Source organism: Acutalibacter sp. JLR.KK004 (genome assembly GCF_036941085.1).
Taxonomy (GTDB): domain Bacteria; phylum Bacillota; class Clostridia; order Oscillospirales; family Acutalibacteraceae; genus Acutalibacter.
Window position 1 is genome coordinate 304,584 of sequence record NZ_JAYMNQ010000002.1, and the last position, 23,443, is coordinate 328,026.

General features: G+C 55.3%; 17 protein-coding genes, 1 tRNA gene and 1 pseudogene. 13 read left to right on the forward strand and 6 right to left on the reverse strand.

Going from position 1 to position 23,443, the window contains the following annotated elements:
• Positions 1-66: 66 nt before the first annotated feature.
• The 3 genes from VSQ30_RS15955 to VSQ30_RS15965 all read right to left on the reverse strand — a co-directional run bounded on the left by VSQ30_RS15955 (position 67) and on the right by VSQ30_RS15965 (position 3,590).
• Positions 67-873 carry a CheR family methyltransferase gene (locus tag VSQ30_RS15955; protein WP_160642768.1) on the reverse strand — a complete coding sequence of 269 codons (807 nt, stop codon included), beginning with the start codon at positions 871-873 and terminating at the stop codon, positions 67-69.
• Positions 874-892: 19 nt separating this feature from the next.
• Complete coding sequence (locus VSQ30_RS15960; RefSeq protein WP_160642769.1) at positions 893-1,384, reverse strand: chemotaxis protein CheW; 492 nt, start codon at positions 1,382-1,384, stop codon at positions 893-895.
• A gap of 109 nt (positions 1,385-1,493) precedes the next feature.
• Positions 1,494-3,590: a chemotaxis protein CheA gene (locus VSQ30_RS15965; protein WP_160642770.1), complete on the reverse strand. Its 2,097-nt coding sequence runs from the start codon at positions 3,588-3,590 to the stop codon at positions 1,494-1,496.
• Positions 3,591-3,912: 322 nt separating this feature from the next.
• Between VSQ30_RS15965 and VSQ30_RS15970 the strand changes: the two genes are divergently transcribed.
• The 6 genes and pseudogenes from VSQ30_RS15970 to VSQ30_RS15995 all read left to right on the forward strand — a co-directional run.
• A complete protein-coding gene (locus VSQ30_RS15970; protein ID WP_334465360.1) occupies positions 3,913-5,325 on the forward strand; it encodes a hypothetical protein in 1,413 nt (470 codons plus the stop codon).
• On the forward strand, positions 5,312-5,701 hold the full coding sequence (locus VSQ30_RS15975) for an EscU/YscU/HrcU family type III secretion system export apparatus switch protein (RefSeq protein ID WP_334465363.1): 390 nt from the start codon (positions 5,312-5,314) through the stop codon (positions 5,699-5,701). Before VSQ30_RS15970 ends, VSQ30_RS15975 begins: the two co-directional genes overlap by 14 nt.
• On the forward strand, positions 5,698-6,327 hold the full coding sequence (locus VSQ30_RS15980; protein ID WP_334465366.1) for a PilZ domain-containing protein: 630 nt from the start codon (positions 5,698-5,700) through the stop codon (positions 6,325-6,327). Before VSQ30_RS15975 ends, VSQ30_RS15980 begins: the two co-directional genes overlap by 4 nt.
• Before the next feature lie 94 nt (positions 6,328-6,421).
• Positions 6,422-11,407 carry an S-layer homology domain-containing protein gene (locus VSQ30_RS15985; RefSeq protein WP_334465369.1) on the forward strand — a complete coding sequence of 1,662 codons (4,986 nt, stop codon included), beginning with the start codon at positions 6,422-6,424 and terminating at the stop codon, positions 11,405-11,407.
• Between the two features lie 137 nt (positions 11,408-11,544).
• Complete coding sequence (locus tag VSQ30_RS15990; protein ID WP_160642774.1) at positions 11,545-12,000, forward strand: PTS sugar transporter subunit IIA; 456 nt, start codon at positions 11,545-11,547, stop codon at positions 11,998-12,000.
• Between the two features lie 152 nt (positions 12,001-12,152).
• Positions 12,153-12,452 (forward strand): annotated as a pseudogene (locus tag VSQ30_RS15995) (transposase); the annotation flags it as partial.
• 68 nt (positions 12,453-12,520) lie between these two features.
• Here the strand turns inward: VSQ30_RS15995 and VSQ30_RS16000 are convergent.
• A complete protein-coding gene (locus VSQ30_RS16000; RefSeq protein WP_334465371.1) occupies positions 12,521-14,242 on the reverse strand; it encodes a WG repeat-containing protein in 1,722 nt (573 codons plus the stop codon).
• 493 nt (positions 14,243-14,735) lie between these two features.
• Here VSQ30_RS16000 and VSQ30_RS16005 point away from each other — a divergent pair, with 493 nt between their 5' ends.
• The 6 genes from VSQ30_RS16005 to VSQ30_RS16030 all read left to right on the forward strand — a co-directional run bounded on the left by VSQ30_RS16005 (position 14,736) and on the right by VSQ30_RS16030 (position 21,705).
• A complete protein-coding gene (locus VSQ30_RS16005; protein ID WP_160642187.1) occupies positions 14,736-15,917 on the forward strand; it encodes a ribose-phosphate pyrophosphokinase in 1,182 nt (393 codons plus the stop codon).
• Between the two features lie 457 nt (positions 15,918-16,374).
• Entirely contained in the window at positions 16,375-17,055 is a 681-nt protein-coding gene (epsC, locus tag VSQ30_RS16010; protein ID WP_334466071.1) for a serine O-acetyltransferase EpsC, read from the forward strand.
• Positions 17,056-17,223: 168 nt separating this feature from the next.
• Complete coding sequence (gene cysS / locus VSQ30_RS16015; protein ID WP_334465374.1) at positions 17,224-18,642, forward strand: cysteine--tRNA ligase; 1,419 nt, start codon at positions 17,224-17,226, stop codon at positions 18,640-18,642.
• 300 nt (positions 18,643-18,942) lie between these two features.
• Positions 18,943-19,248: a DUF6017 domain-containing protein gene (locus VSQ30_RS16020; RefSeq protein WP_502876297.1), complete on the forward strand. Its 306-nt coding sequence runs from the start codon at positions 18,943-18,945 to the stop codon at positions 19,246-19,248.
• A 73-nt stretch (positions 19,249-19,321) separates the two neighbouring features.
• Positions 19,322-20,377 carry a tyrosine-type recombinase/integrase gene (locus VSQ30_RS16025; RefSeq protein ID WP_334465377.1) on the forward strand — a complete coding sequence of 352 codons (1,056 nt, stop codon included), beginning with the start codon at positions 19,322-19,324 and terminating at the stop codon, positions 20,375-20,377.
• A 149-nt stretch (positions 20,378-20,526) separates the two neighbouring features.
• A complete protein-coding gene (locus VSQ30_RS16030) occupies positions 20,527-21,705 on the forward strand; it encodes a tyrosine-type recombinase/integrase (protein ID WP_334465380.1) in 1,179 nt (392 codons plus the stop codon).
• 129 nt (positions 21,706-21,834) lie between these two features.
• Here the strand turns inward: VSQ30_RS16030 and VSQ30_RS16035 are convergent.
• Both VSQ30_RS16035 and VSQ30_RS16040 read right to left on the reverse strand, forming a co-directional pair.
• Positions 21,835-21,911, reverse strand: a tRNA-Arg gene (locus VSQ30_RS16035).
• A 109-nt stretch (positions 21,912-22,020) separates the two neighbouring features.
• The gene (locus VSQ30_RS16040) at positions 22,021-22,452 is read right to left on the reverse strand and encodes a helix-turn-helix domain-containing protein (RefSeq protein WP_334465383.1); all 432 of its coding nucleotides are present in this window, start codon (positions 22,450-22,452) and stop codon (positions 22,021-22,023) included.
• Between the two features lie 314 nt (positions 22,453-22,766).
• Between VSQ30_RS16040 and VSQ30_RS16045 the strand changes: the two genes are divergently transcribed.
• Positions 22,767-23,063, forward strand: coding sequence for a hypothetical protein (locus VSQ30_RS16045; protein ID WP_334465386.1), 297 nt, complete (start codon positions 22,767-22,769; stop codon positions 23,061-23,063).
• The last annotated feature ends 380 nt before the right edge of the window (positions 23,064-23,443 follow it).

The window sequence follows — 23,443 nt, forward strand, 5'->3', positions numbered from 1 at the left end:
AAAAGCGCAAAGCGCCCTGCCCTGCTCCCACATTCCGGAGACAGGGCCTGCGCACTGCGCTGTATGCTATTTTTTTCTGAATATGGAAGTTGCCACCCGCCCGTAGGGGGTGTCAGGAGACAAATTTTCCGCCTTGCTGATAACCAGATAGCCGCCGGGCACAGTGGCGTCATAAAACCTTCGCACTAAGGCGTCTTTAGTAGGCTGGTCAAAGTAGATCATCACATTGCGGCAGAAAATCAAGTCAAACTTGCGCCGGAACTGGATGGGATCCATCAGGTTGAACTGCCGGAAAAGCACATTCTGCTTTACCTTGGGCGCTACGGTATACTGATCCGTTTTCCCTTTCACTGGCACAAAATACTGCTTGCGCCACTTCTCAGGGATGGTGTCCGGCAGTTGGTATACGCCGGCCTTGGCCTTGTTCAGGGCCTCCAGGGAGAGGTCGCTTGCCAGGATGCGGGTATCCCACTGGCTGTACTGGGAGCCGAGATAGTCCATGATATACATGGTCATGTTATACGGCTCCTCCCCGGAGGAGCACCCCGCGCTCCAGATGGAAAGGGTTTTGTCCCGCTGGTGCGCCCGCACCAGCTCTGGCAGGATGGTGCCTGTGAAATAGTCGAAAGACTCCACTTCCCGCATGAAATAGGTATAGTTGGTGGTAAGGCGGGAGAGCAGGGCGTTGATGTCATCCCCGGTGCCGCTTTTCAGCAGGTAATCCACATATTCTGTAAAGCCCCCAAAGCCCATGCCTTTTACAGTGTTCGCCAGGCGGCTGGTGATAAGCTGCTTTTTCTCGTGCAGGTCTATCCCGTATTTCTGCTTTACGAAGCTGACCAGACGGTGGAAGTCGGCTTCGGAGATAGCCATGGCGCCGGGAGCTGTTTTCTTAGAGCTGACCATTGAACAGCAGGGAGCAGTCCAGCACCATCAGGGTGCCGTTCTGGTTGGGCAGGGTACACATGCCGGAAACCAGCTTGTTGTCCCCCGCGGTCTGGGAGGGAACCGGCAGGATGCGTTCCTGCTCAATATCCACCGTCTGGTCCACCTCATCCACCATAATGCCTATCTGCACGCCGCCGCTGTCCAGCACGATGGTGCAGGACTTCTCCCCAGGCTCCTGGCCCAAAAGCAGGCGGAAGTCCAGGATGGGCACAACCGCGCCCCTGAGGTTTATCACCCCCCGGATATGGGGGGGCAGCATAGGCAGCCAGGTAATGGAGATTTCCGTCAGGATAGTCTCAATATACCGGGTGTTCACACCGTACAGCACGTTTGCGGAGGAAACCACCAGATATTTTTCCGTATCCACCTGGGGGGTTTCATCCACCCTCTCGCTCTGCTCGTCAACCCTGGCGAACAGTCCGTTTTCCTGTGACATAAATACACAAGTCCTTTCTCTACTGGAATTAGGGGCTGTGCCGGCAGGAGCGGCCCAAAGGCTTGCGCCGCGGCCTGCTGGCATGGCTCCTCAGGCTTGCCGCCTGGGTTTATCTGGCATAGCTCTGGGCCATGGCGTAAATGCTGGAAACCTCCAGGATAATGCTGATGCTGCCGTCGCCCAAAATAGTGCAGCCGGCTATGCCATAGTCCCTGATGCCGAAGTCTGTAACATAGCTGGGCAGGGGCTTCACCACCACCTGCTGTTCGCCTATCAGCTCATCCACGAACAGGCAGAAGGAGGTTTCCCCGCTTTCCACCCACAGCAGGATGCCGTCCTCGAAATCGTCCACGCCGCCTTCCATCTGGTAGAATTCCTTGGCGCGCACAATGGAATAGAAATTGTCCATCAGCTCTATCATCTCGCCCCGGGCCGCGTCGTGGATAATCTGCTCCTCTGTTACCCGGAAAATCTGGCGTATGTTCTGGATGGGTACGGTAAAGGCGGAATTCCCCACCCGCACTTCCATGCCGTCCATAATAGCCATGGTCAGGGGGATTTTCAGGGTGGTGGTCATGCCCTGGCCCTTTTCGCTGCTGATGGTAACAGTGCCGCCCACGCTTTCCACGTTGGACTTCACCACATCCATGCCCACGCCGCGGCCGGAATACTCCGTAACCTCGGTGTTGGTGGAGAAGCCGGGCATCAAAAGGAAGTTCAGGATGTCCTTATGGGAATAGTCCGCCCCCGGCTGGGCCAGGCCCTGGCGGATTGCCTTATTCAGGATGGCGTCGTCATCCGCGCCCGCGCCGTCGTCAATCACCTGGATAATAACCTCGCTGCCGGTGTGCCGGGCAGAGAGGATGATGTTGCCCACAGGATCCTTTCCGGCCCTGATGCGGTCTTCCACGTGCTCCTCAATGCCGTGATCCATGGAGTTGCGCACAATATGCATAATGGGGTCGCCAATGCTGTCCACAATGGTCTTGTCCACTTCCGTGTCCTCGCCCTCTAAAGTCAGGGTGACTTCCTTGCCCAGCTTCTTGCTCATGTCCCGCACAATGCGGCGCATTTTCTGGAAGGTGGCGGATACGGCCACCATGCGCAGGGACATGGACACGTCCTGAAGCTGGTCGGTCAGGGAGCGGAGCTGCCGGGCGGCCTGGGTGAAGCTGTCCAGCTTCAGGCCTTTCAAATCCGGAGAGGCCGTGACCATGGATTCGGTAATCACGATTTCCCCCACCACAGCCTGCAGCTCGTCCAGCTTAGAGAGGTTCACGCTGATAAGGCTTTCCTTGTTGTGGCCCTGGCCCTGCTGCGCCTGGGCGGGCTGCTTGGTCCCGCTGTTTGCGGCAGGCTGGGCAGCCGCCTGGGCAGGGGCGGCGGGGGCCGCCTTTGCTTCTGCCTGGGCAGGCTTTTCCTCCTGGGCAGGGGCGGCGGGCGCATGGTCAAAGGAGGCGTACTCCTGCACAGAGCCGGTTTCCGCCACAATGGGCATGGCCAGATCCCGCAGCTCAGGGGTTAAAAAGCGCAGGAAAAACCCTTTTTCCGCCACAAAAGAGGCGCTTTCCGGGTTTGTCTCCACATCGGCAGGCCAGCAGTCCATCTGCCCCGGCTCGCACAGATCCTTTACCGCGTTGAGGACCATGAAGGAGCGCAGGTTCTCCATGCCGCAGCCCTCGTCGAAGAACACCCGGATGCCATAGGGGAACTGGTCGCTGCCAAACATTTCCTCGCCGCCGGAAGCGGGAGCGCCCTGGGATTCTGCCTGGCCGGCAGGCTGCTCTTCTTCACCTTCACCGCCGCCTTGAATTTTGTTTGAAAAGCTCTTAATATTAGCGAGTATGCTGTCGATATCTTCTGTGAGGGGTTGATCATTTTCAAGCTTCTCAATTTCCCCGCGGAAGAAGTCAATGGAGCGGAAAACCAGCTCGAACAGTTCGGGCCGCAGATTCTCCGAAACCACCTCCATGCCCTTGTCCCGGATAATGAAGAACATATCCTCTATGCGGTGGGCCACTGTCATGAGGGTGTTGAACTCCATCATGGCGGAGGAGCCTTTGAACGTATGCATGATGCGGAAGATTTCATTTACATCCTCTTGGGAGAAGGTTTTCGCCTCCTCGGCAGCCAGCACGATGTCATCAAGCTGCTCCAGAAGCGTATTCATTTCGTACAGATATGCTTCCATCATATCGTTGCCCATATCGTTTCCACCTTTTCTAGTAAGAATTAGGGATTCATGTCAGGCAGGCCAGGCCCAGACGGCCCGGCGTCCGCTCCTCTCAAAATTTCAGCAGAGAGGGCGCTTCCGCGGCAAAACGCGGTTCCCTTAATTAGTTTATCGGCAATCTTCCATGGAAAATAAGACTGCGGCGCGAGGATTTTGCTTTTCCGGCTTATTTTTCTGGCAGTATATCCCATAAGCCACGCAGACCGCCGGGCCTTTTAAAAGGCAGCCCGGGGGCCTGCGCACCACTATGCGCGGAAGGAGGCGCCCCCTCCCTCTGCCCCAAGGAGTCGATACCATGCCCGAAATTTTGCGGCCTACAAACCCGGTGCCAAATTATGACAACGCCAATGTACGCAGCCAGCCTATTACCCCCAATGACACCCATATACAGAACGTAGTGGATCCCTCCCGGGTGACCCGGGCGGATCAGCGCACAGAACAGCAGCAGCCCGGGGACGCGGCCCAGAAGCTGCGGTATGATTCCAACTTCCTCACCTTTGTCCAGCGCCTGAAGAACGCCCCGGATTCCGCCCAGGCCTTCATCCAGCTTCTGGGCCGGGGGCTGCAGGTAAGCTCCGGCATCAGCGAGGGGCTGGCGGCGGAGATGGGGCAGTTCCTGGAATATTTGCAGATGGACGAGGGGAAGCTCCTGGATTTCCTCAAGGGCCAGCTCCAAAGCGGCAGCCGCTTCGGGGGGGCGCTTTTCCAGGCCCTGCACACAGCCTTCAACCGTTCCGGCTCTGAAATGCTGCGCACAGAAATCCTCCAGTTTTTAAGGCAGTACAGCGACTTTTCCTCCACCGCCCATCTGGAAGGGCGCATGGTGCGCACCCTGTACGATATGACCCAGTCCCTGCCCTCCCACTGGTCCAGCCGCCTGCTGGATACGGCGGCCCAGCTTGAAAACGGGGTGGCAGCAGGGGACCGGCAGGGGAACCTGCGGCTTCTCCGGGAGCAGGTGTTCCCCCTTATCTCCAACTATGTGAGCCAAACCCACGACCATGGCAGGGCCAGAGGGCTTTTGTCCATGCTGACCCTGGACATGGTGCGGTATGAAAACGGCAGCGAGCAGGAGATGGTGGCGGCTTTCCGGCATTTAAGCGGCTACGGCATTTTCCCCGGGGACATGAGCAAGCTTTCCGACGAGGATATCCTGCGGCTGCTGAAAAGCACAGATTATTCCAAAGCCTCCCTGTCCGACAGCTTTGCCGACCACCTGACCCAGCTTACCGCCAGGGCCTTGGGGGGCGAGGCCAACATGCAGACCCAGGAGGCGCTGCGCAACATCATGCTTTCCATCCTGGTGAATGAAAGCGTGTACATGCCTTTGAAACACCTGCTGCTGCCCTTCCAGTGGGAGGACAAGGCGGTATTTTCCGAGATGTGGGTGGATCCGGACGAGGAATCCGGCCAGGGGGGCCAGGGGAAGTCCTCCCGCATCCTGATTAAAATGGACATAGAGGGCCTGGGGGCCTTTGATCTTTTAATTGACAGCAGCGCGGGCCGCACCTCCATGAACGTTTCCTGCCCGGAAACCGTGGCGGCCCACGCAGGGGAAGTCAGCCGGTCGTTAAACGGCATTCTGGAGCGCAACGGCCTGAAGCCCGGGGACATCCGGGTGGGGCCTCTGCGCAAGCCCCTGAACATTTCCGATGCATTCCCAAAACTATTTGAAAGGGTGATGACAGGTGTCGATGTCAAGGTCTAGCGAGCCGGATCCCCGCCCCGCCGCCAAAAGGGCTGTGGCGCTGCAGTATGGCGTGATGGATCAGGCCCCGGTGGTGGTGGCGGCAGGCATGGGATATCTGGCGGAAAGGATTGTGGACGTGGCAGGCGAAAGCGGCGTGCCGGTTTATGAGGACAATTCCCTTGCCACCATCCTGTCCCAGCTCAACGTGGGGCAGGAGATCCCGGAGGAGCTGTACCGGGCGGTGGTGGAGATATACGTATACTTTTTGAATTTTGACCCCAACGACCCCGGCAGGCGGGGGCAGAAGCAGCAGGCACCGCCTCCTTCCGAGGCAGCCGCGCCGGCCCCGGAGCAGCCGGAGGAAAACACCCAGGCAAAGGAGGAATCGCCATGATAGGGTTCGGAAAGAAAAAGAAGGAACAGAACACCTGCATGATTATGGACAGCCTGTCCAAGGTGCTTGCAAAAGGGCGGCTGGAAAAACCCCAGGGGGACGGCTTTTTGCGGGTGAAGGTGACCGAAGGCAGCATACGGGACGTGCTGCGCACCAATAAAGTGCAGATTGTCCCCTCCCAGGAGGATCAGCCCGCAACTTTGGGCCGGGTTGTAGACTGCGACGACAACGATGTGATATCCTTCACCCCCCTGCGGGAACTGAAGGGGGAGGAGGCGCGCACAAACCTGCGCATGCCTGTGGATTTTACCAGCTATGCCTATCCCCTTGGCACAGCCGACAAAACCCGCTCTGCCATCCGGGCCAACGACCTTTCCGGCGGCGGCGTCGCCTTCTACTGCGCCCGGGAATTTGCCCCCGGGGATCAGTTGGAGGTGGTCATCCCCATCACGCGGACAGCCCCCCTGCTGTTAAAGTGCCAAATCCTGCGCAAGGGCGGCGCCAACGGGGAATACACCCTGTATGCCGCCAAGTTCCTGGACATTATCGACGAGGAGGAGAGCCTGGTGCGGGAGGCGGTTTTCCGCGCCCAGCTCCAGCATATCCGGGACCGGCAGGCTTCTTAAAAGGCCCGCAGCCTTGACCTTTTGATGTTTCCTTTTCAACCGGGCACAGCGCCCGCATCCATAAAGACTCCACAGCAAAGAGAGGGATTTTACTATGAACACCTTGAAACGCACCGGCAAACGGGCGCTGGCCATGCTTTTATGCATGCTGCTGGCGGTTTCCGTTTCCCTGCTGCCCAGCCAGACGGCTTCCGCCGCAAGCTGGGTAACGCCCTATCTGGAAAAACTGAAGAGCTGGGACGTGGTGAAAGGCGATCCGGGCGGCAATATGCGCCCGGACTCCCCCATCACCCGGGCGGAATTCGTCGCCATGATGAACCGGGCCTACGGCTATACGGATTTAGGGCCTATCCCCTTTAAGGACGTGCATCCCAAGGACTGGTTCTATGAGGATATCTGCAAGGCCTACACCGCAGGCATTTTCAAGGGCCACGACAACGCCACCGCCGCGCCCAACGCGCCCCTCACCCGGGAGCAGGCCATCACCCTGCTGGCCCGGAACATGCGTCTGGACGAAATCCCCGGGGAAGTGATAGACTTCACAGACGGGCGGGATTTCAGCCCCTACAGCCGGGGCTATGTGCGGGCCGCCATCCTGGCAGGCATTATCGACGGCTACGCGGACGGCACCTGCCGGCCCCAGCAAAACGTCACCCGGGGCGAGGCCATGAAGATGCTGTGCGTAGGCATCGGCTCCCTGATTAACGAACCTGGCGTCCATGCCCCTGGCGGCGTGTTCGGCAGCCTGACCATCAACTGCACCAACGTCACCCTGCGGGACACTATCATTACCGGGGATCTCTACATCAGCGGCGGCGTCAGCCTGGGTGATGTGGTGCTGGAAAACGTGCAGGTGCGGGGCCGCATCATCATAGCCGGCGGCGGCTCCAGCGAGCTGGGCAAAAACAGCGTCCTGCTCCGGGGCGTGGACGCCAGCACGCTGATTGTAGACGCTCCCACCGGGCAGTATATTTCTGTGCTCACCGAGGGCCGCACCCATATCACCAACGGCCTGTTCCGCTCTGACGCTTTCCTGGAGGACGGCTGCCGGGACGGCTACGGCATTTTGAACGTATCCCTGGAGGGATCTTCCGGAGACAGCTTCACCCTGGCGGGGAACCTGGAAAACGTGGTGAACCGCACCCCCAATTCCACCTTGATCCTGGGCGACGCAGACGCTTCCCGGGTTACCATTGACGAAAAGGCCACAAACTCCACCCTGCGCCTGGAAGTAAACGCGGCGGCTGACGAGGTGAACCTGGATGTGGGCACCAAGGTGGAGGGCACCGGGGACATCGGCCATCTGACCATCAACTCCCCCGACTCCACCACCACCATGCTGCCGGACAAGATAACCATCCGGCCCGGCCTGGACGCGGAGATTTCCGGCGAGAACATGGATGCCTCCCAGGCCCAGGAGTATTCCCAGGAGCCCCGCATCTTAAACGGCTATCCCAAGGTGGCAAACGTGGCCCCCACTGAGGCTGACGGCATTGCCTCCACCAACAAGTCCGGCACTGTATACTGGGGCCTGACCACCGCTGCCATGGGCCCTGTGCCTGATACCACAGAAGGCCAGGATAAGCTTATCAACCCCTCCTATGGTTCCGGCTTCCTGCTTTCCGGCAACTATAAGTCCGAATCCTCCAACACAGAGTTTGTATTCCCCGAAAAGCTCAAGGGCCTCACCTCCAGCGGCACCTATTATGTTTCCGCCGTGCTGGTAGACGCCCGGGGGCACAAAAGCCCTGTGTACAGCGAGCGCTTTGAAACCCCGGACAACATCACCCCCGCTTTCAACCCGGAGTATCCCCGGATGCTGGAGGTGGAAACAGAGGAGTCCTGGGTCACAGTAATGGCAAACAAGAAGTGCGACCTTTACTATGTGCTGCTGCCCAAGGGCAGCACCCAGCCCACCCAGAACGAGTTCCTGTCCTTCGGCTTTGTGGATCCCCTGGGATACGGCCGGGTGGGCCTGGGCAAGAACAAGACAGAGTCTGTGCAGGTGAACCGGATTATCTATCCCAACTCCACCCAGCCGGATAAGGTGGTAGAGCTGGAAGAGCAGGCCACCTATGATCTGTACCTGTGGCTGGCAGATGCCGACGGCATTAAAAGCTCCAGCATTACGAAGCTGCAGTTCACCACCCGGGACAAAACCCCGCCGGAGTTCACCACAGATATGCAGCAGACCACCATGGGCGCCACCAATGTGGGCGCCGAGTGCATTATCAACGAGCCGGGCACGATTTACTGGGTGCTGGTAAAAACCGGCGAAAACTTCCCCACGCCGCCTAAGGGCCACGATCCGCCCTGGACCAACACCACCGAGGAGTTCCTGCGGGATGACTCTGCCAAGATACAGATCCGCAATGCCCAAACCGCGGACGGCGGCAAGGTTATAAAGCGGGGCAGCATGAAGGCCGAAGCCGGCGTGCCGGCTTCCACCAATATTACCGGGCTGCAGAAGGAAACCATCTATGATATGTATTATATCGCGGTGGACAATGCCACGCCTACAGGGAACTACTCGGACATCGTGAAGAAAATCACCGTGTATACCCTGGACAGCACCCCGCCCACAGCGGAGGTCACCTTCAGCAGATCGGCCACAGGCGTGGACAACAGGCCCCAGCCCTATGCTGACGCGGATGTACACATTGAGTTCAGCGAAAATATCCTCTACGAGCCTACCAGCGCCGAGCCTCTGGCCCTGTACAACACCTGGAAGAGCAAGGATTCCACTATATCCGGCGCGCAGCAGCAGGCGGCCCGCCAGGAGCTGCTGGATATTCTGCCGAAGATGATCCAGATGTATCAGGTGACAGGCGGCAATGCCACTGAAGTGAAGATTAACTTTGAAAACGCCAGGCTGGAGCTGGACCGCAGCGGCAAGATGGTTCTCACCCTGCCCAGCGGCCCGGAAAAAACCGACGCCATCAACATGGGCAGCGGCAGCACCTACTATTTTGAATTCCGGAATATCATAGACGCCTCCCCGGCCCAGAACCGCATGGAACAGGACAGGACAGAACGGTTTACAACGGTTTCGGCGCTGGCTAACCTGAGCAAAGACGTGACATCAGGCTATATAAACGATAACAGTACCAGTTATGATAATGCCATCGACATGGCCTTCTCCTTAACGCCGGAATCCACTTCTTCCGCAGAGCCGGGCCTGCGGTGGAACATGAAGCTTTGGTTCGACACCGCAGTGGAATTTGACCTTTACCGGCGCGTGCGGCCTGAGGATAAGTCCTCCAATGCAGGCTGGGACAAAGTTGGTTCCGCAAGCGTCACGCCTCCCACCAACGAAATGCGCGGCGTTTCTCTGACAAATATCGTAACCAGCGCCAGCGGCACGTCCTCGTTCCCCATAGAGGGTACCAATGATGCGGCGGATAATTTCAACTTGTATGACGGCAGAGTGTATGAATATGCCATCCACTTCACAAAGGTGGCTGGCCTGAGCAACCGCGAGGATTTCACCCAGTATATCACCGCAAAGGTCAGCATACTCACAGGCACAAACCTGAGCCTGGATGCCGCTTTAAGCCAGAACACCATAAGCGGCATGGAAGAAATCGTCAACAGAACCCAGGATTTGAACGACATCACCAATGGCCCCGGCGCTGACCTGAACAAACAGTTTACAGACCGCAGTGCCCCCAGCTTCGGCAGCAATTTGCCTCGCTTTACACCGGGTGACAGCGGCGTGACCATGCACTTGGGATTGGAAAACCGCTCCGGCAATGTCTACTATGTCATTGCTCCGGCTGAAAACCTCCGGCCGAGGGATGAACATGGTGTCATGGACGGCCTTAATAAGAAAGATAGTACTGGTCAAGAAACAACAGACCAGACAAAATGGTCAACGAATGTTCCTGAACAGGGGGGAACTTCCTCGCCAAACTTCAACCAAGAGTCTATAACCTGGCCCATACAGTCCGATATCATGAACCCTGTTGGCAACAACCTGGTTACCGACACCTCCAGAGCAGCCTATGGACGTGTACCTGGCGTAACCGGGATGGTACAGGATATTCCCGTTACAGGCCTCAAGCCCAATACCCTGTATTATGCCTATTTCGTCATTGAGGGCACAAGCTCCAGCACCATTTCGCACGTAGAAGTGTACTCTTTCCTGACAACAGATATTGTGCGGCCTGAAATCACCCTTACGCTTGGCGGCTCCACTGTCCAGGTGTCCAGTACGCACTCCGGCCTTGTAGAGTACATTGTGCTGCCCTATACAAAGGAAGCACTGGATTTTCTAAGAATCGGCGACGCCAATAAAGGCGCAGCCCCTACCGGCTGGAAAAAGCAAGCCAGTGGTGATGACATTACTGCTTGCGCAGCATTGTCCATGAACGCCACTGGCGGCGCAAAAGGATCTGAATACGATGACAAGGCTGATGACACCCACAAGGCAACTTTAGCCCAGCAAATCCGCTCCACATCCGCCGGCAACGGCTTAGTAAAAGGCTCCGGCAAACTGAATGTTACAGCGAACCAAATATATAGTGTGGACTGCAGCAAGATGGAGCTAGTGATGGATACCGACTATATTTTCCTGGCAGTTGGCAAAAGCGACACCGGATCCGCCGATGCGTTCCGGGCAACTTATCCTGTCAGATTAACGGACACAACATCGCCTGCTATCGTAACCGTGAGTCCTGCTGTTGAGTATGATGAGACTGCAAGACGTATAACGGGAGAGATAGTCGTTACCTTCACAGAGAATATTTACTTTAAGGCTTCAAGCGGCACTGGTACTCTGGCGGATCCTGAGCCAATTTGTTTCCATGAAACAAACGATCCTTTTGGCATGAAAAACCACGCATATCAATGCATGAGTTCTGCTGTTAATATTAAGCCTACATTGAACGGCAGTCATGGTACTGACACTGCGACTACCAATTTCTCGCTGACCCTTAATAGAGCCTTTTCTGGTGAAAAGGTTATCTTGGGCAACACCATAACAGACAAGGCTGGAAACCGTATCAAACCAATTACCATTACTGTCAAGCTCGACAAAGATAATAATGTTATTGTATTGGTAGACGGAAAAGAAGTTTAAGCCGCCCCACAGCCCCCGCCTCCCGGCGGGGGCTTCTTTTTGCTTTTTTTGCAGGCGAAATGGGGAAACCTATTGCTTTTTGTTTATACTTGGGGTATAATGCAGGCAAAGAGCTGCCCTTGAAAGGAGGTTCACCTATGGCTGTCCCTTCTGTCTTTGCAAGCCCTGTCTCCGGCAGTGTGCTGCCCCTCTCCCAGTGCGAGGATCCCTGCTTTGCCCAGGGCCGCATGGGCCGGGGCGTGCTGCTGCTGCCCTCCACCCACACCCTGCTGGCCCCTGCTGACGCCCAGGTGTATTTTGCCTTTTCCACCGGGCATGCCGTGGGCCTGCAAACCTCCCTGGGCGAGCAGTTTATCCTCCACGTGGGCCTAGATACCCACCGGCTTCAGGGCCGGGGCTTCCAGCTTCACGTCTCCCGGGGGGACATGGTGGCGCGCGGGGAACCTTTGCTCACATTCGACCCAACGATACTTACCCAGTCCGGCTTTTCCCTGGCAATGCCTATGGTCTTTTGCAACTGCGCCCAGCGCCGCCTGCGCATTTTAAAGCTGGGCATGGTTGCCGCCGGGGAAGATCTGGTCATGCTCTATTAAAGCGTATTGGAAAGCATAGGGCGGGCGCGCCATTTCCCGTAAATGGTGCGCCTGCTTTATTGGGGAGTGTCCCAAACAAGTATTTTAAAAAGCGGGGAAACGCAAACGCCATGTGTCAGCGTTTCCGCCCCGGGCCAGCCGGGATCGGCCTGATCCTCCATTCCGACCAGGGCTGGCAATACCAGCACAAACAGCATCTGAGGATGCTCCGGAACAAAGGCGTCCGGCAAAGCATAAGCGGAAGGGAAATTGTCTGGACAATGCTGTTATAGAGAACTTCTTCAGATTACTCAAGAGCGAGCTGCTTTTATCCGCAAGAACTCTGTTCTGTGGAACGCTTCAGGCAGGAACTCATGGAATATCTCGATTCCTACAACAACCGCCGTATCAAGGCAAAGCTGAAGGGCTTGCCACCTGCTCTTCACAGACAGCAAGCCCTTTCGGCTGCTTGAACAATTTGTACCTGAATCTTTGTCTAACTTTTTGGGAGGGCACTTCACTACATTCTGCGGGATGCCTCTCAGGCTTTATCCCTGTACAGGAACGTCACAATCTGCCCTCTGGTGCAGTTCTTATTGGGAGCAAAAGTGGTGCTGGTGTCTCCCGCGGTAATCCCTTCCCCGGTGGCCCACTTTACGGCCTCTGTGTAGTATTCGCCATCCTTCACGTCTCCAAAGGTGGATCCTGTGCCGGCCGGCTCGCCGTTAGCCCGCCACAGGAAGGTGACAGCCTGGGCGCGGCTGCAGGCGGCATTGGGAGAAAAGTGGGTGTCATCCGTGCCGCTGGTGATACCCTTTTCCTTGGCCCACAGCATGGCTTTGTAGTAATAGTCCCCGGCCTTTACGTCTGTAAAGGGGTTTGCTGCGGAAGCAGGCTCCGGCTCGCCATTAGCACGCCACAGGAAAGCGACAATCTGCCCTCTGGTGCAGGTTTTGCCAGGGGCAAAGGTGGTATCGGTTTCCCCGGCGGTAATCTTGTTTTCCACCGCCCACTTTACAGGCTCCGCGTAATACTCCCCCTCGAATACGTCATCAAAGCCCCCCACTGTGGGCCTGGGCGCCTGCTTTGTGACGATATATACATATCCGTCCTTTATGGCATAGGCCACGCCGCCCTCGAAGGTGCTGACATCATCATACTCCATGGGGAGCACAATGTTATTCTGCCGGTCAACCAACCCGTATTTGCCGTTTTTGCCCATAGGGACTAAATCCTCGGACATGCTGCCGTAGGCATCGTCATAGACAAAGGGAACCACCACATGGTTCTCTTTATCAATGCAACCCCATTTGCCGTTTTTCTCCACTGCGGCAATGCCGTCGCAGAAGGGATATCCGCTGCTATAGGTGCAGGCAATCACTTCCTGCCCGGATTTGTCGATAAAGCCCACCTTTCCGTTTCCATCTATTACCCAGGCCAGCCCGTCCTGAAAAGCGCCTGTGTTCGTATAGCCCCGGCCGGAAAGGTCCAGCACAGTTTCGCCTTTGGCGTTCATATAGCCCATTGGCTGGCTGGTAAAGTCCTCGCCCTCGTATGTGTTGGCAAAGAAAGCCGCCAGTCCCTCCCCAAAGGGATCCAGGCTCTTTTTGGTATCAATGCCGCCTGCGCCGCTGGCAATCACAGTGGAAAAATCCGCAGGCAGTTCCAGGACTGGCTGCCCGGTTTTATCCACAACATAGGCGGACCATTGCTCGGTGCTGTTGTCGCCTTCGCTGGAGCCGTTGCTGAAAGCATAGGAACATTCCATCACCAGGGCAAGCCCGTTCTCCATAGGGCCGCCCAGATAGCTGGTTCCGACAGCCGTCTCCCCTTCGGTGCTTTCTGTGTCTATAAAGCTGAAAAGCTTATTCCCGTTTATATCGTAGTAGTACAGGTTCAGATCCGTTTCCCCCAGGCCATCCTGGACGACAAGGAGATCTGCCGCTATGGTATAGGAAGAATTGCTGGTCAGGGACACCACGCCGTCCTCGTAATAAAACTGGTTGTAGGTTTCCCGGTAGGGGAACACCAGCCTGCCTTCCTTGTCCAGCAGGGCTGCCTGGGGGCGGGACACAACCGCGCCGTCTTTGTCTGTCTCGCCTGCTGCCACCAGGCTGCCATAGCCCTGGCAGTTGAAAACACTGTCTGCCTTCACCCCTGTTTTCACGGCTGTCACCTTTACCGAACCAGCCGCTTCTGCCGGCAGGGACAGCGCGGCAAACAGGCACGCCGTGAGCAGAAGGGATAAAACTTTTTTCATCATGCAAAATCCTCCTCTAAAAGTGGAAATACTGCTTATCCCATTATAACACATATAATGCTTTTTTTCTATACCGAAAAGAAAAAAGAAGCGCTGCCCCGGGGGCATGTAAGCTTTCCTGAGGAGCCTGTTTCAGGCCCCGCGCATGAAAGCGGGGGAAAGCAGGAAGAATACTCTAAGTAGAAAAGAATTGCACAAATCTGCCCAAACAGGCGCTGTCCCTGCCTGTTAGGGGTTTTGCTGCAAAAATCCGGGAGAAACTCCCTGCTGCCCGCAGGGGCATCGGCCCTATAAGGGCAGCCGTTTTTGGTAATTAAAACAAATCCCGGCGGGAGAATTGCAAAGAAACATTGCCAAAAGGAGAAAATGCGGCAAAATGCGGGAAAACTGCAAAATTCCGGTGGAATTGTCAGGGGATTTGTGCTAGAATGATGGGGGAAAATTACCCATGGAAAAAATACATATCCTGTCACGCTGCGGAAAGGAATGGTCAAAGATGAAGGAGCAAACCGCTAAGTTTTTTTTCGGACCTGACAACCACCTGCCCCCTTTAGGGATTGTTTCCCTGGAAGGGGCCACGGAGCTTTCTGACAAAATAGAGGCCCATCTGGCCCGCTGGGCGCAGCAGGCCGGGCGCAAAGCGGAAACCTTCCGCATCCCTTGCAGTTGTCCCCGGTTCTCCTCCGGCGACGGCAAGGGGATTATTGAGAGCACTGTGCGGGGCTATGACCTGTTCTTTATTGTGGACGTGGGAAACTATAGCTGCACTTATAAGCTGTTCGGCAAGGAAAACTGCATGTCCCCGGACGACCATTTCCAGGATCTGAAGCGGCTTATCCAGGCGGTAAGCGGCAAGGCCCACCGGATAAACGTGATTATGCCCCTGCTTTACGGCGGCAGGCAGCACAGGCGGAATTACCGGGAGTCTTTAGACTGCGCCTTTGCCCTGCAGGAGCTGCAGAACATGGGCGTGCAGAACCTTATCACCTTTGACGCCCACGATCCCCGGGTGCAGAACGCTGTGCCCTTAATGGGCTTTGATAACTTGATGCCCTCCTACCAGGTGCTCAAGTGCCTTTTCAAGAATTTTAAAACCCTTTCCACCGACCGGGATTCCTTTATGGTCATCAGCCCGGACGAAGGCGCCTTAAGCCGGAATATGTTCTACGCTTCTGTGCTGGGCGTTGATTTAGGCATGTTCTACAAGCGCCGGGATTATTCCCGGGTGGTGGATGGCCGCAACCCCATTGTGGCCCATGAATATCTGGGCAGCGACGTGGCAGGCAAGGATATGTTTATCACCGACGACATTATCGCTTCCGGCGAATCCATGCTGGATTTAGCCTATAACCTACGCCAGCGCAAAGCCCGCCGGGTGTTTGCCTTTGCCACCTATGCCATCTTTACAAACGGGCTGGAGACATTTGACAAGGCCTATCAGGACGGCATTATCGACGGGGTGTTCGGCACCAACCTGACCTACCGCACAGAAGAGCTGAAGCAGCGGGAATGGTTCTATGAGGTGGACGTTTCCAAGTATATCGCCTACTTTATCGCGGCTTTGCACCACGACATGTCCGCCGGGGCGCTGATAGATCCCCACGAGAAGATAAAGGCCCTGCTGGAAAAGCGCCGGGAGGAGCAGTCCAAGCAGAAGGGCGCACAGCTCAGTTTTTAAATAGCCTTTGATGCGCACGCCCAAACGTGGGCGCGCATATCCTATAGCAAACGCGATTGAAAACCGGGATGGCCGGTTTTCAGGCAGGCGGCCCTGCCGCCGGTTCCGGGGAGGCTTTTTGCCCCTTTTGAACCGCGTTTACTATATATTTTATATACAGACGCGATGAAGAAAAGGGAGTATCCCGTAAAGGGTGGCAGCAGAGAGAAGGGGCCGGCGCGCGCCGGGTGGAAGCCCCTTTTGCCAGCCGGGGAGAAATGCGTTTTGGAGCAGGCAGGAGGAAATCCCTGCCCGGCGGGGGCCGGTATCACCTGGAAGAGTTACAAAGCGAAGTGGAACCGCGGCCCAGCACCGCCTTCGCAGGCAGGAAAGCCCTGTCTGCGGGGGCGTTTTTCTTTTCGCGGAAAAAAGCGGGCCAGGAGGCGTCTGCCTCTGGCCCAGGAAAGAAGGGATCCGTATATTTCGCAAACTGAAAGAAGACATAGACGCCGTAATGGAGCGGGATCCGGCGGCCCGCTCCCGGTTAGAGGTCTTTTTCCTCTACTCGGGCTTTAAGGCAGTGCGGGCGCACCGCCAGGCCAACTGGTTTTACCGCCATAACATGAAATTTATGGCCCGGCTGATTTCCCAGCGCGCCCGGAAAAAGACGGGCATTGAGATCCATCCGGCGGCAAAGATAGGCCGGGGGCTATTTATCGATCACGGCATGGGCGTGGTTATCGGGGAGACGACGGAAATCGGGGACAACTGCACCCTGTACCAGAACGTCACCCTGGGCGGCACTGGCAAGGATACGGGCAAGCGCCATCCCACCCTGGGCAACAACGTGCTGGTGGGGGCGGGGGCAAAGGTTTTAGGCCCCTTCACTGTGGGGGACAATGCCCGGGTGGCTGCCGGCGCTGTGGTGCTGGATGCCGTTCCCCCGGACGCCACCGCTGTAGGCGTGCCTGCCCGGGTGGTGAAAATCGGCAATACAAAGGTTGGCCCGGCCAGCCGGCAGCTTGACCAGATCCACATTGCGGATCCGGTGTCTATGGAGCTTTGCCGCCTGCGGGGCGAGCTGGAGCGCCTGCAGGCTAAGGTAGAGGAGCTTGCCTCCGGCGGCTCAGGGGGCCTTTTTGAGGAAAAGGCCCCCTGAGAACCCCCAAAACCTTTATGTTTTGACGCAGTCAAAACCAGCGGGGGCGGAAGGTTTCCAGGAGTTGAATACTTGAAAGTTTTTGAAGATTTTTAAGAAACTTTTTTCAAAAAGTTTCTTAAAGCAGGTGCGGGCGGCAGCCCGACAGCCAGAAAGGAAGGGAAAGCTATGGAACTGACGAACACACTCACCATGAAAAGGGAGGTTTTCACGCCTCACGAGCCAGGGAAGGTGAAAATGTACACCTGCGGGCCGACGGTTTACCACTTTGCCCAAATCGGCAACTTCCGATCCTACCTGATGGAGGACGTGCTGGAGAAATTCCTGCGCTATGAGGGGTATGAGGTGGAGCGGGTGATGAACATCACCGACGTGGGCCACCTGTCCTCTGACGCCGACACAGGGGAGGACAAGATGCTCAAGGGAGCCAAAAGGGAGCACAAGTCTGTGCTGGAGATTGCGGACTTTTACACAAAGGCCTTTTTTCAGGACTGCGAGAAGCTGAACATCCGTAAGCCCGATACCGTGGTGCCTGCCACCACCCGGGTTCCCGATTTCATTGAGATGGTGGAGAAGCTGCTGGAAAAGGGCTATGCCTATGTGGCCGGGGGCAATGTGTATTTCGACACCAGCAAGCTGGAGAAATATTATGTGTTCGGCAACCAGAACAGTGACGATCTGGCTGTGGGCGTGCGGGACAGCGTGGACGCGGACGGGAACAAGCGGAACAAGACGGATTTTGTGCTGTGGTTCACCAAGTCCAAGTTTGACGACCAGGAGCTGAAATGGGAAAGCCCCTGGGGCCTGGGGTATCCGGGCTGGCACATTGAGTGCTCCGCCATCAGCGTGAAGGAGCTGGGGGATTATCTGGACATCCACTGCGGCGGCATTGACAACGCCTTCCCCCACCACACCAACGAAATCGCCCAGTCTGAGGCGTACCTGGGGCACCCCTGGTGCAAATACTGGTTCCATGTGCTGCACCTGAACGATGCCCGGGGCAAAATGAGCAAGTCCCGGGGCGACTTTGTTACGGTTTCTTCCTTGGAGGAGAAGGGGTATAACCCCTTGGTTTACCGGCTGTTCTGCTTGCAGTCCCACTACCGCAAGCCCCTCACCTTCTCCTTTGAGAGTTTGCAAAATGCCGCCCAGGCGTATCAGAAGCTGGCAGCGCGCATTGGGGCGCTCTCCAAGGAGGGCCAGCCGGATTTCCAGGGAGCCAAGGTTTTCCAGGAGAAATTCTCCCAGGCCCTGGGCAGCGACCTGAACACCTCTTTGGGGCTGACGGTGCTGTATGATTTGCTGAAGTCTGACCTGACAGACGCTACCAAGCGCTGGCTTATTGCGGACTTCGATAAGGTTCTCTCCCTGGATCTGCTGAAGGCCGGGGAAAAGGCGGCGGAGAAGCCGGAAAGCAGCCTTTCCCCAGAGGCAACCGCAGAAATTGAAGCCCTGCTGGAAAGGCGCGCCGCCGCCCGCAAGGCAAAGGACTGGGCTGCAGCCGACGCCATCCGGGACGAACTGGCTGCCCGCCATGTAGTCATGAAGGATACGCCCAATGGCGTGGAGTGGCACGTGGAAAAATAGCAGGTATGCAAAAAGGCCCCCTGCCGGGATGGACGGTGATCATAAAACAGTATTCGGCAAAAAGCCTGAAAACCCTGTGATTTCAAGGGGCGGAGCGACTTCGGTCACGCCGCCCCTTTCATCAGTTCATCCAGAGGGATAAAGCCCATGCCGTCATACTTGATATGGACGCTCTGGCGGTGCTTGCCGCTGGACTTGTCGGGGGCTTCCACATAGAGCGGCTCCCAAAAGACCGATGAGGCGGCGGTTGCTGGTTGTGAATACAGGTTCTTAAGGTGTAGAACGCTATCAGAAGGTGATATGCCGCCGGAACGGAAACGAAAGGAATCGGACGCACAGACAGCTTTTGAGATTTACCGGGAGATCATCAAGGACAATATCTCCTATGACATTCTCATGCAGGATATGAAGTTTGACGGGGACAGGCTGGACGAAATTGTTGACATCATGCTTGAAACCGTCTGCACCCGGAGAAAGACAATCCGCATTTCCTATTCGGAAATAGTAGCCCGTATCAATGCGGCCCCGCTGAAAAAAAGTCAATCCCACCGCCTTAACGACCAGATTGCCGCAAAGGAAAAGGAATTGACGAAAATCACCCGCTAGGAAATTCAAAATCACTGTCAGCAACGGCTACCGTCCGGATGGCAGAAAAATCTGTAGGGCTAAGGCCATCATCGTGCCTGACAGTGTCAGCAGGCGCGGCATCAGCCAGTATGTGAGCCATGCCGCTGAAGAAATTGAGCGCACAGTGAAGAATGGCTTCTGCGAGGACGCCGAGATGACCTTCGAGGAATACGCTCGGCGTTGGCTGGACAGGCAAGTGAAATATGCGCCGGGAACGCTGGCCAGCTACCGCAGGATGCTGCAAAAAGTTTACCCGCTCATTGGTGAGATTCAGTTGGGTAGGCTGCGGCCTATGGCGCTTGAGAATATGCTGGTAGAGCTGCGCAAGCGCGAGAGCCATGGCAAGCCTGTGCAGGAGGCCACCGTTCAGAAGTATCTGACTGTGGTATCAGCTGTGCTCAGCGATGCCAAGCGCAACGAAATCATTGCCAAGAACCCGGCACGGATGATTGACCTGCCCGACACCGAAAAGCGGGAGCAATTTATTCCCACGGAGGAGCAGGCTGAACAGCTCATTGTGGCTCTTTTGGACGAAGAATGGGTGTATAAGGCGTATTACATCCTGGCGATTTACACAGGCTGCCGCCGGGGCGAACTGTGTGCTTTAAAATGGGATGACTTCCGTTTCTTTGGTAGACGTGCTGTCTTAACTGTCAGCCGCTCCCGCAGCGTTATCGCTGGGGGCGGCGTGCAGGAGGGAAGAACCAAAAAAGGCCGTAACCGTACCATTGCCATCGAAGAGGATACAACCTCATTTCTGCTGACTTATTACTGCATCAAGCGAAAGGGTGAGGAACAAAGCCACGCCGAACATAGCCCGTATCTTTTCAGAAATGAGGAAAGCAAGCCTGTCCATCCGGACACTTTCACGAAGCACCTGCGCCAAAGCTACCGGGAAAACGACTTCCCAGACAGCTTCCACCTGCACACTTTGCGGCATCTCTTCATCACAACCTTGCTCCACCACGGGGTGGATAAGCAGACTGTGGTCGAGCTGGTAGGCCACGCAGACACCTCTTTCCTGGAACGCACCTACTGCCATCCTCAGATGGATTTGAAAAATCAAGCTGCTGATGTGATGGGGGAAACGCTTTTCCGCACCGCTTAGTGGCAAAGTGATTCGCTCTCGAACAGACATACCGCCCTCTCTTTGTCAGAGTGGTAGAAAGTGCTTTTGCCGCTGGATTTCCGGCAAGGGGTGTGGTATTGTGTGGTTGCCTCAACAGGGCAAATCACAACAGAAAGCAGGTTGGCAGTATGGCGAGCATCCGTAAACGGGGCAACAGTTACTTGCTGGTTGTTTCCATGGGCTACAATTTTGACGGCAAGCGCCGCAAGCCCCAGCAGAAAACCGTTCACCCGCCCGAGGGATTAACGCCCAAGGCCAAGGAAAAATGGCTCGAGGAAGAAGCTGCCCTCTTCGAGCGACAATGTCACAATGAGCCAATGAAAGTGGACAAGGCCATTACCCTCGCGGCCTACACAGAACTGTGGCTCCGGGAGATTGCCCCCGCAAAACTGGTAAAATCCACTCTAGCCAGGGACAAGCAGGACATCGACCGATTTATGCCGTACCTGGGCGGCTACAAATTGACTGATTTAAAGCCCGAACACTTCCGCAACCTTTATGCCGAACTCCGAAAGCAAAAAAACTCTGTGACAGAAAAGCCGCTCTCTGAATGCACCGTTGAGGGTGTCCACGCTTGCTTGTGTGGTATCCTCTCCGACGCGATGGAGGGCGGCTTTTTGTCACATAACCCAGCATGGCGCACCTACAAGTACACCGGCAAAAAGAAGAAAAAGCAGAATGTTGCCGATAAGGAAACTACTCAAAAATTCATTGCCGCGCTTGAGGAAGAAAGCATCAAGTACGAAACCTACTTCAAACTGATTATCGCCACTGGCATGCGCCGGGGCGAATGCTGTGGCCTGAAGTGGTGCGATGTGAATTTTAAGGAGAAGTCCATACATATCTGCCGCAACGTGGTGAAAGTCACCGGCGAAAAAGTCATCGTCAAGGAGCCAAAGACTACCGCTGGTGACCGCTACGTTTACTTCTCCGCTGAGATGGCAAGCCTGCTCAAAGAGTACCGCAAATTCTGCGCGCAGGAAACGGAAACCTATGACGAACGCCAACTATCCGCTGGCGATTATATCTTCCGCCGCCACGGCATGGAACTGCCAATGACCCCCAGCAGCTTCACCTGGCGCTTTAAGATGATCCTCAAGAAGCACGGCCTGCCACAAGACCTCAACGTCCATTCGTTGCGGCACACGGCGGCGAGCCTCATGATAGCGGGTGGGGCCGATGTAGCCACCGTGTCTGGTTTGTTGGGGCACTCCCAGGTGTCCACCACGCTGGATATTTACACCCACGCCTTTGATGACAAGAAAAAAGCGGCGAGTGCGGTTCTACAGGAAAGCCTGGACATTTGACTACTATTTTGACTGCTGCAAAAACTAGTTGGATAACCAAAAGCCCAGCCTCACAACTATGCATTTTGCTATTTTAATCATCATTTTATACTATAAAACAACCTCCAAGGCATCAAACCTTGGAGGTTGTGGCGCGCTTGACTGGATTCGAACCAGCGGCCCTCAGAGTCGGAGTCTGATACTCTATCCAACTGAGCTACAAGCGCATATATTATTATATTCAAGTTGCATGTCGCGGTTTCTTTTCACATTTTACCCCATGAAAGCCGCAAAAATTGTCGAAACCTGCTGGGGCCGCTTCAATTTTGATAGGGATTATTCTTCTTCCATATGGTCGAAGCGGTTGCGCAATGCCTGGAGCACTGCCTCCGCAGAAAGTTCCCTGTCCCGCAGATAAGCAATAATCTCCCGCTCCTCTGTGGTTAAGTCTCCCACATGCTGGGGATTAAACCGCTTTTTCCGGGCGCGGTTGGCGGGGACAGAAGAATCGGATAAAATAAGAAGCGCTTCATCTTCCATAAAAAAGCTGTCCAGCGGTACGCCAAAAATCTTGGCAATCCGGTTTAGCGTCATAGGATCCGGCAGCGTTTTGCCTGTCTCGTAATACGTATAGGTAGAACGGTTCATATTTAAGATACTGGCAACTTCCCGCTGTGAAAAGCCCGCACGCTGGCGCAACTCCCGAAGGAGGGTGGCCAGATTGGCTCTTTGGCGGAGCTTGTAGGTTTTGCCTGCCTTCTTTTCCATGCCGCGCTCCCTTTTCCGTAAAGATGATGCCAAGCCCTTTGCCTGTCCATACACCAAAACAGCATACCCACTTTTTCTTTGCGGTACGACATATTATAACGTGTTTGCGGAAAAAAAGCCAGCATTTTTTTAAAATTTTTATAAATCGTGAAAAATTATCACCATCATACAACCCGCATCCCGGAAGGAAGCCCTGCGGATGCAGGGAGCTTTATAGTAAACGCACTTAAGGAACCACTGAAGAAATCGCGCCTGACGGCTTGGCACACATCTCGCTGCCATTTTTTCCGCTATAGCACACAAAGGCCTGCTGGATGGGTGCCAGCCCGTCTGATACGTTCAAACTTGCTATGGGGTGTTTGGAGGGTTCTCGATATGTTGCAATGATTGAGAAAGTGACAAGCATCAACAGCGGTTTTTTGGAACAATTTGCAGAGATGCGGAAAGAGAACATCGGCAATTTTGATGTTATGCTCAAAGTCTTTCATATGCTGACGCACTCCTTCTACACCGCACTTTTTGAACCGATACGGCATGATATGAGCAGGGAAGATGCTCGTTTTTATGTAATCAAGCTGTGCAATTTTTTGTATGTGGCATACAAGCTTTGAACCTAGTGCAGCAAACGTACCACAACAAGATATATGGGTGGTATGGATATTCAATTTCCTTGTTGCAGTACAGTAGTATATAATATAAATTATCTTTTAGTTAATAGAACATAGTTGCAACAAGTGAGCGATAAAATTTATTGTCCAAATGGGACAAACTGGTCGAATAGGGACAGACAAAGCATTTGCATCCTGCTATTCTTCCTATTGACGCGCTGGGAAAGCGCATCTCTTTTCCCAGTGAAGTTAGCAACATCTAACTTATAAGAGGAATGACAAAATATCAAACGAAGCAAGCGGAAAAATGCTGAAGGGTAGAGGCCTGATTACGATTGGCATCTTTTCCGCCATCTACTTCGTCATCAATTTCGCGTTCATGC

What these genes read in the sequence shown, in the direction of transcription:
- VSQ30_RS15955 (WP_160642768.1), bottom strand. Translation starts at nt 873, where the DNA reads ATGGCTATCTCCGAAGCCGACTTCCACCGTCTGGTCAGCTTCGTAAAG.
- VSQ30_RS15960 (WP_160642769.1), bottom strand. Translation starts at nt 1,384, where the DNA reads ATGTCACAGGAAAACGGACTGTTCGCCAGGGTTGACGAGCAGAGCGAG.
- VSQ30_RS15965 (WP_160642770.1), bottom strand. Translation starts at nt 3,590, where the DNA reads ATGGGCAACGATATGATGGAAGCATATCTGTACGAAATGAATACGCTT.
- VSQ30_RS15970 (WP_334465360.1), top strand. Translation starts at nt 3,913, where the DNA reads ATGCCCGAAATTTTGCGGCCTACAAACCCGGTGCCAAATTATGACAAC.
- VSQ30_RS15975 (WP_334465363.1), top strand. Translation starts at nt 5,312, where the DNA reads ATGTCAAGGTCTAGCGAGCCGGATCCCCGCCCCGCCGCCAAAAGGGCT.
- VSQ30_RS15980 (WP_334465366.1), top strand. Translation starts at nt 5,698, where the DNA reads ATGATAGGGTTCGGAAAGAAAAAGAAGGAACAGAACACCTGCATGATT.
- VSQ30_RS15985 (WP_334465369.1), top strand. Translation starts at nt 6,422, where the DNA reads ATGAACACCTTGAAACGCACCGGCAAACGGGCGCTGGCCATGCTTTTA.
- VSQ30_RS15990 (WP_160642774.1), top strand. Translation starts at nt 11,545, where the DNA reads ATGGCTGTCCCTTCTGTCTTTGCAAGCCCTGTCTCCGGCAGTGTGCTG.
- VSQ30_RS16000 (WP_334465371.1), bottom strand. Translation starts at nt 14,242, where the DNA reads ATGATGAAAAAAGTTTTATCCCTTCTGCTCACGGCGTGCCTGTTTGCC.
- VSQ30_RS16005 (WP_160642187.1), top strand. Translation starts at nt 14,736, where the DNA reads ATGAAGGAGCAAACCGCTAAGTTTTTTTTCGGACCTGACAACCACCTG.
- cysS (WP_334465374.1), top strand. Translation starts at nt 17,224, where the DNA reads ATGGAACTGACGAACACACTCACCATGAAAAGGGAGGTTTTCACGCCT.
- VSQ30_RS16020 (WP_502876297.1), top strand. Translation starts at nt 18,943, where the DNA reads ATGCCGCCGGAACGGAAACGAAAGGAATCGGACGCACAGACAGCTTTT.
- VSQ30_RS16030 (WP_334465380.1), top strand. Translation starts at nt 20,527, where the DNA reads ATGGCGAGCATCCGTAAACGGGGCAACAGTTACTTGCTGGTTGTTTCC.
- VSQ30_RS16040 (WP_334465383.1), bottom strand. Translation starts at nt 22,452, where the DNA reads ATGGAAAAGAAGGCAGGCAAAACCTACAAGCTCCGCCAAAGAGCCAAT.
- VSQ30_RS16045 (WP_334465386.1), top strand. Translation starts at nt 22,767, where the DNA reads ATGGGTGCCAGCCCGTCTGATACGTTCAAACTTGCTATGGGGTGTTTG.